Annotated in this window: 6 protein-coding genes; 3 read left to right on the top strand and 3 right to left on the bottom strand. The window is 73.5% G+C overall.

Annotated features, from left to right (window positions below):
• Window positions 1-63: 63 nt before the first annotated feature.
• From AB0J52_RS26410 to AB0J52_RS26420, 3 genes are all read right to left on the bottom strand, one after another.
• Entirely contained in the window at window positions 64-1122 is a 1059-nt protein-coding gene (locus AB0J52_RS26410; protein WP_500184981.1) for a PDR/VanB family oxidoreductase, read from the bottom strand.
• Window positions 1119-1997, bottom strand: a complete 879-nt coding sequence (locus tag AB0J52_RS26415) for a metal-dependent hydrolase (RefSeq protein WP_500184982.1) — start codon at window positions 1995-1997, stop codon at window positions 1119-1121. Before AB0J52_RS26415 ends, AB0J52_RS26410 begins: the two co-directional genes overlap by 4 nt.
• Before the next feature lie 117 nt (window positions 1998-2114).
• Window positions 2115-2795 carry a hypothetical protein gene (locus tag AB0J52_RS26420; protein ID WP_500184984.1) on the bottom strand — a complete coding sequence of 227 codons (681 nt, stop codon included), beginning with the start codon at window positions 2793-2795 and terminating at the stop codon, window positions 2115-2117.
• A gap of 44 nt (window positions 2796-2839) precedes the next feature.
• Between AB0J52_RS26420 and AB0J52_RS26425 the strand changes: the two genes are divergently transcribed.
• The 3 genes from AB0J52_RS26425 to AB0J52_RS26435 form a co-directional block, all read left to right on the top strand.
• Window positions 2840-4297: an aldehyde dehydrogenase gene (locus AB0J52_RS26425; protein WP_500184985.1), complete on the top strand. Its 1458-nt coding sequence runs from the start codon at window positions 2840-2842 to the stop codon at window positions 4295-4297.
• A 2-nt stretch (window positions 4298-4299) separates the two neighbouring features.
• Window positions 4300-5061, top strand: a complete 762-nt coding sequence (locus tag AB0J52_RS26430; RefSeq protein WP_500184986.1) for an SDR family oxidoreductase — start codon at window positions 4300-4302, stop codon at window positions 5059-5061.
• On the top strand, window positions 5058-5247 hold a 190-nt coding region (locus AB0J52_RS26435; protein ID WP_500184988.1), incomplete at its 3' end, for an NAD(P)-binding domain-containing protein. The genes AB0J52_RS26430 and AB0J52_RS26435, both read left to right, overlap by 4 nt.

The raw sequence follows: 5247 nt of genomic DNA on the forward strand, positions 1-5247 counted from the left end.
GGCTCAGGGCGTGCGGGGACGGCTCGGGGCGTGCGGGGACGGCTCAGGGCGTGCGGGGACGGCTCAGAGGTCGAGGGTGAGGCGGCCCCCGGTGGCCCGGGAGACGCAGATGAGCATGGTGTCGTCGCCCGCCGGGTCGGACGGGGCGCGCTGGTCGACCTCCCCCGCCAGGACCCTGACCTTGCAGGTGCCGCAGAACCCCTGGCGGCACGAGTAGGCGACGTCGGGGCGCGCCTCCCTGACGACGTCCAGGGCCGAGCGCGTCGCCGGAACCGGCAGGACGGGCCCGGAACGCCCGAGCCGCACTTCGAAGGGGCGGCCGCCGGTGACGGGCGCGGGGGCGAAGCGTTCGTAGTGCAGGGTCGCGCCGTCCGGGAAGGCGGCGCGGACGGCGTCGATCATCGGGGCCGGGCCGCAGACGAGGACGGCGGTGCCGGGCGTCGCGTCCGCCAGCAGGTCGGCGCCGGTGGGGACGCCGTCGGCGTCGTCGGTGCGGAGGGTGACGCGGTCCGCGGGAAGCTCGGACAGCTCGTCCAGGAAGGGCAGGCTCTCGCGGGAGCGGCCGGTGTGGACGAGCCGCCAGTCGGCCCCGGCCCGGTGGGCGGCGTGCGCCATCGGGAGGATCGGGGTGATGCCGATGCCGCCCGCGAGGAACAGGTAGCGGTCGCGGGGGACGAGTGGGAAGGCGTTGCGGGGTCCCTGGACCCTGAGGACGTCGCCCTCCCCGATCCGGTCGTGGATCTCCAGGGAGCCACCGCCGCCGTCCGGGAGGCGGCGGACGGCGATGCGGTAGGTGCGGCGGTCGGACGGGTCGCCGCACAGGGAGTACTGGCGGCGGCGGCCGGACGGCAGGTGCACGTCGAGGTGGCAGCCGGGACGCCACGCGGGCAGGACGCCGCCGTCGCGTGCCGCGAGGGTGAGCGCGACGACGTCCTCGGCGACCTTGCGGACGGACCGGACGACCAGGGCCGTCGAGCGGTCCACCTCGCGGACCGGCGGCAGGACGGGCGGGCGCAGCGAACGCAGCCGCTCGACGCCGACGAAGAACGCGTCCAGCGCGACCCAGAACCGGTCGCGGTCGCGGCGTCCGTACAGGTCGGCGGGGTAGGGCAGGCGGCTCATCGGAGCGCCGCCTGCGCGGCCGGGGACGAGGCGAGGTAGGCGAGGGCCTGCTCGGTGGACCCCTCGGCGAGGGGGCTGTAGTCGCGGCGCAGGTAGCGGCGGACGGACGCGCCGACCATGCGTCCGCTGGGCGTGAGCCCGGCGCGTCCGGTGCGGCGGATGTGCCGGACGCCGCCCTTGATCCGTCCCTGGACGATCGGGTCGGCGGCCATGAGGTAGCGGTGCCCGCGCTGCCAGAACGAGGTCAGCATGGTGATCGTCTCGGCCATCGCGCGCACCCGGACGGAGTACCGGCCGTCCAGGTGCATGAACAGGTCGTGCGCGACGTGCCGGTGCTCGACCTCCTCGGCGCCGTGCCAGCGCAGCAGGTCGAGCATCATCGGGTCGGCGCCGGCGCGGTCGAGTTCCGCCGCGTTCAGCACCCAGTCGCCGAGGACGCCGGTGAAGTGCTCGATCGCGGCGATGAGGGAGATCCGCTCGTTGAGCCAGGCGCGGCCCCGGTCGCCGGTGAGGCCGCGGTCGCCGAGCATGCTCTCGAAGAAGAACTCGGCCTGCCGGACGAACGGCCGCACGTCGAGGCCCTGTTCGACGAAGTGGGTGAGGACGGCGTCGTGGGACGCGGCGTGCATGGCCTCCTGGCCGATGAAGCCGAGCACGTCCTCGCGCAGGCGGTCGTCCCGGATGAGCGGGACGGCCTCCTTGAACACCCGTACGAACCACTCCTCGCCGGCCGGCAGCAGCATGTGCAGGACGTTGATCAGGTGGGTCGCGACCGGGTCGCGGGGGATCCAGTGCAGCGGCACCGCGGACCAGTCGAAGCGCACGTCGCGGGCCTGCAGGACGAGGTTGTCCGCCTCCCCGAGCTGGGCGGTCATGGGGCGCCTCCGGCGGGCGAAGTCTTATTGACGAACTGTCCAGCAACGTACAACGGACGCTCGCCGGTGACAACGCGTCGCCCCGGTGAGGCAGATCACCCGGGAAGGCCCGGCGGCTCAACCGGGGAGGTGCGGGGTGCCGTCCCGCATCGGCGGGAAGCGGTGCCGGGCGGCCGTCGTCCCGGCCGTCATGCGGGTGATGTCCGCCTCGGGCAGCGTCTCGGTGGTGTCGTCGATGACCACCTCCCAGCGGCAGTGCGGGACGCGTCCGGCCGGGTTCCGGGGCGGCCGGTGGACGGGCCGGATCCGCGCCTTCGGGTTCACCGCCTGCGCGGTGATGTCGAACGTGCCGTCCTCGATGGTGTGGCACATGCCCTTGATCGACCGCTCGCCGAACGGCTCGACGTCGAGCAGCGCGCCGCACGAGCGGAGCTGGAAGAACCCGTGCCGCTCGTCGATCAGCTCGTACTCGACGTCCATGTAGTGCTGGGCGAACCCCGGGTCGAGCTGGAGCAGCTTGAAGATGGCCGAGACGCCGTCGCCCTCGATCCGCATGATCTCGCGGATGCGGCGGGTGTAGACCGGGCTCGCGCCCTTCCACTCCTCGATGGCGATCTCCTCGACGGCCTCCTGCCCGTAGCGGAGGCCGACCGCGGTCAGGCACGAGCGGTCGAGCAGGTGGACGATCAGGGCGTACTCGCGGACGAGGCGGACGAGCGCCTCCCGGGACAGGTCCTCGAAGCGGAAGTCCGGGTCGAACTCCCCCGAATAGTCGGGGCGGGGGTTGCGTTCGGTCATGCCGTGAAATGTAGTCTGGACAGGTGTCCAGAACAACCGATCGCTTGTTCGGCAACGCACCCTCCCCCCTCCTCCTGGACGGCCGCCTCGTCCCCGGCTCCGGCGGCGCGTTCGACACCCTCGACCCCGCGACCGGCCAGGTCATCGGCCAGGCCGCCGACGCCGCGGCCGAAGACCTCGACCGTGCCCTGACCGCCGCGCGGCGCGCGTTCGACGAGACCGGCTGGGCGTCCGATGTGAAGTTCCGGGCCCACTGCCTGCGGCAACTCCGGGACGCCCTCCAGCGCCACGCCGACGAGCTGCGCGAGCTGACCATCAGCGAGGCCGGCGCGCCGCGCTTCCTGACGTTCGGCGCGCAGCTCGACGGCCCGGTCGCCGACCTCGGCTGGTTCGCCGACCTCGCCGAGTCCTACGCCTGGGAGACCGACCTCGGACGCGCCGAGCCGATGGGCATGGCGTCGCACCGGCGGGTCGTCCGGGAGGCGGCCGGGGTCGTCGCGGCGATCACGCCGTGGAACTTCCCGCACCAGATCAACCTGGCCAAGGTCGGCCCGGCGCTCGCGGCGGGGAACACGGTCGTGCTCAAGCCCGCGCCGGACACGCCCTGGTGCGCGGCGGCGCTCGGCGTCCTCGCCGCCGAGGAGACCGACCTGCCGCCGGGCGTGCTGAACGTCCTCACCTCGTCCGACCACGGCATCGGCGCGCTGCTCGCCGAGGACGAGCGCGTGGACCTGGTCTCGTTCACCGGGTCCACCGCGACCGGACGCGCCGTCATGGCGTCCGCCGCGAAGACGCTCAAGCGCGTGTTCCTGGAGCTCGGCGGCAAGTCGGCGTTCATCGTGCTGGACGACGCGGACCTCAAGGCCGCCTGCTCGTACGCCGCGTTCGCCGGCGTCACGCACGCCGGGCAGGGCTGCGCGATCACCACCCGCGTGCTGGTGCCGCGCGACCGGTACGACGAGGCCGCCGCGATCATCGCGAAGACCCTGACCAGGCTCGGACCGGGCGACCCGTCCGACGACGGGACGGTCTGCGGGCCGCTGGTCTCGGCGGCGCAGCGCGACCGGGTGGAGGCGTACCTGCGGCTCGCGGTCGAGGAGGGCGGCGCGTTCGCCTGCGGAGGCGGCCGTCCGGAGGGCCGCGAGCACGGCTTCTGGATCGAGCCGACGCTGGTCACCGGCCTGACGAACGACTCCCGCACCGCACGTGAGGAGATCTTCGGCCTGGTGCTGGTGCTGCTGGCGCACGACGGCGACGACGACGCCGTCCGGATCGCGAACGACTCGCCGTTCGGGCTGTCGGGCGCGGTGCACGGATCCCCGGAGCGGGCGAACGCGGTCGCCGCGCGGCTGCGCACCGGGACGGTCAGCGTCAACGGCGGCGTCTGGTACGGCGCGGACGTGCCGTTCGGCGGCTACAAGCAGTCCGGGATCGGCCGCGAGATGGGCGTCGCGGGGTTCGAGGAGTACCTGGAGACCAAGGCGATCGCCGAAGGAGCGTGACGATGGGCGGCACGGCGGGCAGCGGGAGCGCGCGGTTCGAGGGGAAGGTCGCGATCGTCACCGGCGCGGCGGGCGGGATCGGCGCGGCGTACGCCCGCGCGCTCGCCGCCGAGGGCGCGTCGGTCGTCGTCGCGGACGTCAACGACGCGGGCCGGGAGGTCGCGGACGAGGTCAAGGGATTGTTCGTGCACGCGGACGTGTCGGACCCGGCGTCCGTCCAGGCCATGGCGGACGCGGCGGCCGAGCGGTTCGGCGGCGTCGACCTCCTGGTCAACAACGCGGCGATCTTCGGGACGATGCGGCTCGACTTCCTGTTCACCGTCGACTGGGACTACTACAAGCGGTTCATGGCCGTGAACATGGACGGCGCGCTGCTCTGCACCCGCGCCGTCGTCCCGCACATGCGGGCGCGCGGCGGCGGCGCGGTCGTGAACCAGTCGTCCACGGCGGCCTGGCAGTACGCGGGGTTCTACGGCCTGGCGAAGGTCGGGGTGAACGGCCTGACGCAGCAGCTCGCGCACGAGCTCGGCTCGATGGGCATCCGGGTGAACGCGATCGCGCCCGGCCCGACCGACACCGAGGCGAACCGGACCGTCGTGCCGGGGAACATGTCGCAGAAGATCGTCCGGGACCGGCTGGCGCTCAAGCGCATGGGCACCCCCGAGGACCTGACCGGGATGTGCCTGTTCCTCCTCTCGGACGAGGCGCGCTGGATCACCGGCCAGATCGTCAACGTGGACGGCGGCGAGGTGTTCCGGGCATGACGGTCGGCTTCGTGGGGCTGGGCCAGATGGGCGCGCCGATGGCGAAACACCTGGTCGAACGCGGGCTGGTCGTCTACGACACGCGTCCCGAGGCGGTCGCGCCGCTTGTCGCGGCGGGCGCGCGGAGCGCCGCCGGGATCGCCGAGCTGGCCGCCGGGTCCGACCTCGTCTCGGTCATGGTGCGGG

Source organism: Spirillospora sp. NPDC049652, from assembly GCF_040675125.1.
Lineage (GTDB): Bacteria > Actinomycetota > Actinomycetes > Streptosporangiales > Streptosporangiaceae > Spirillospora.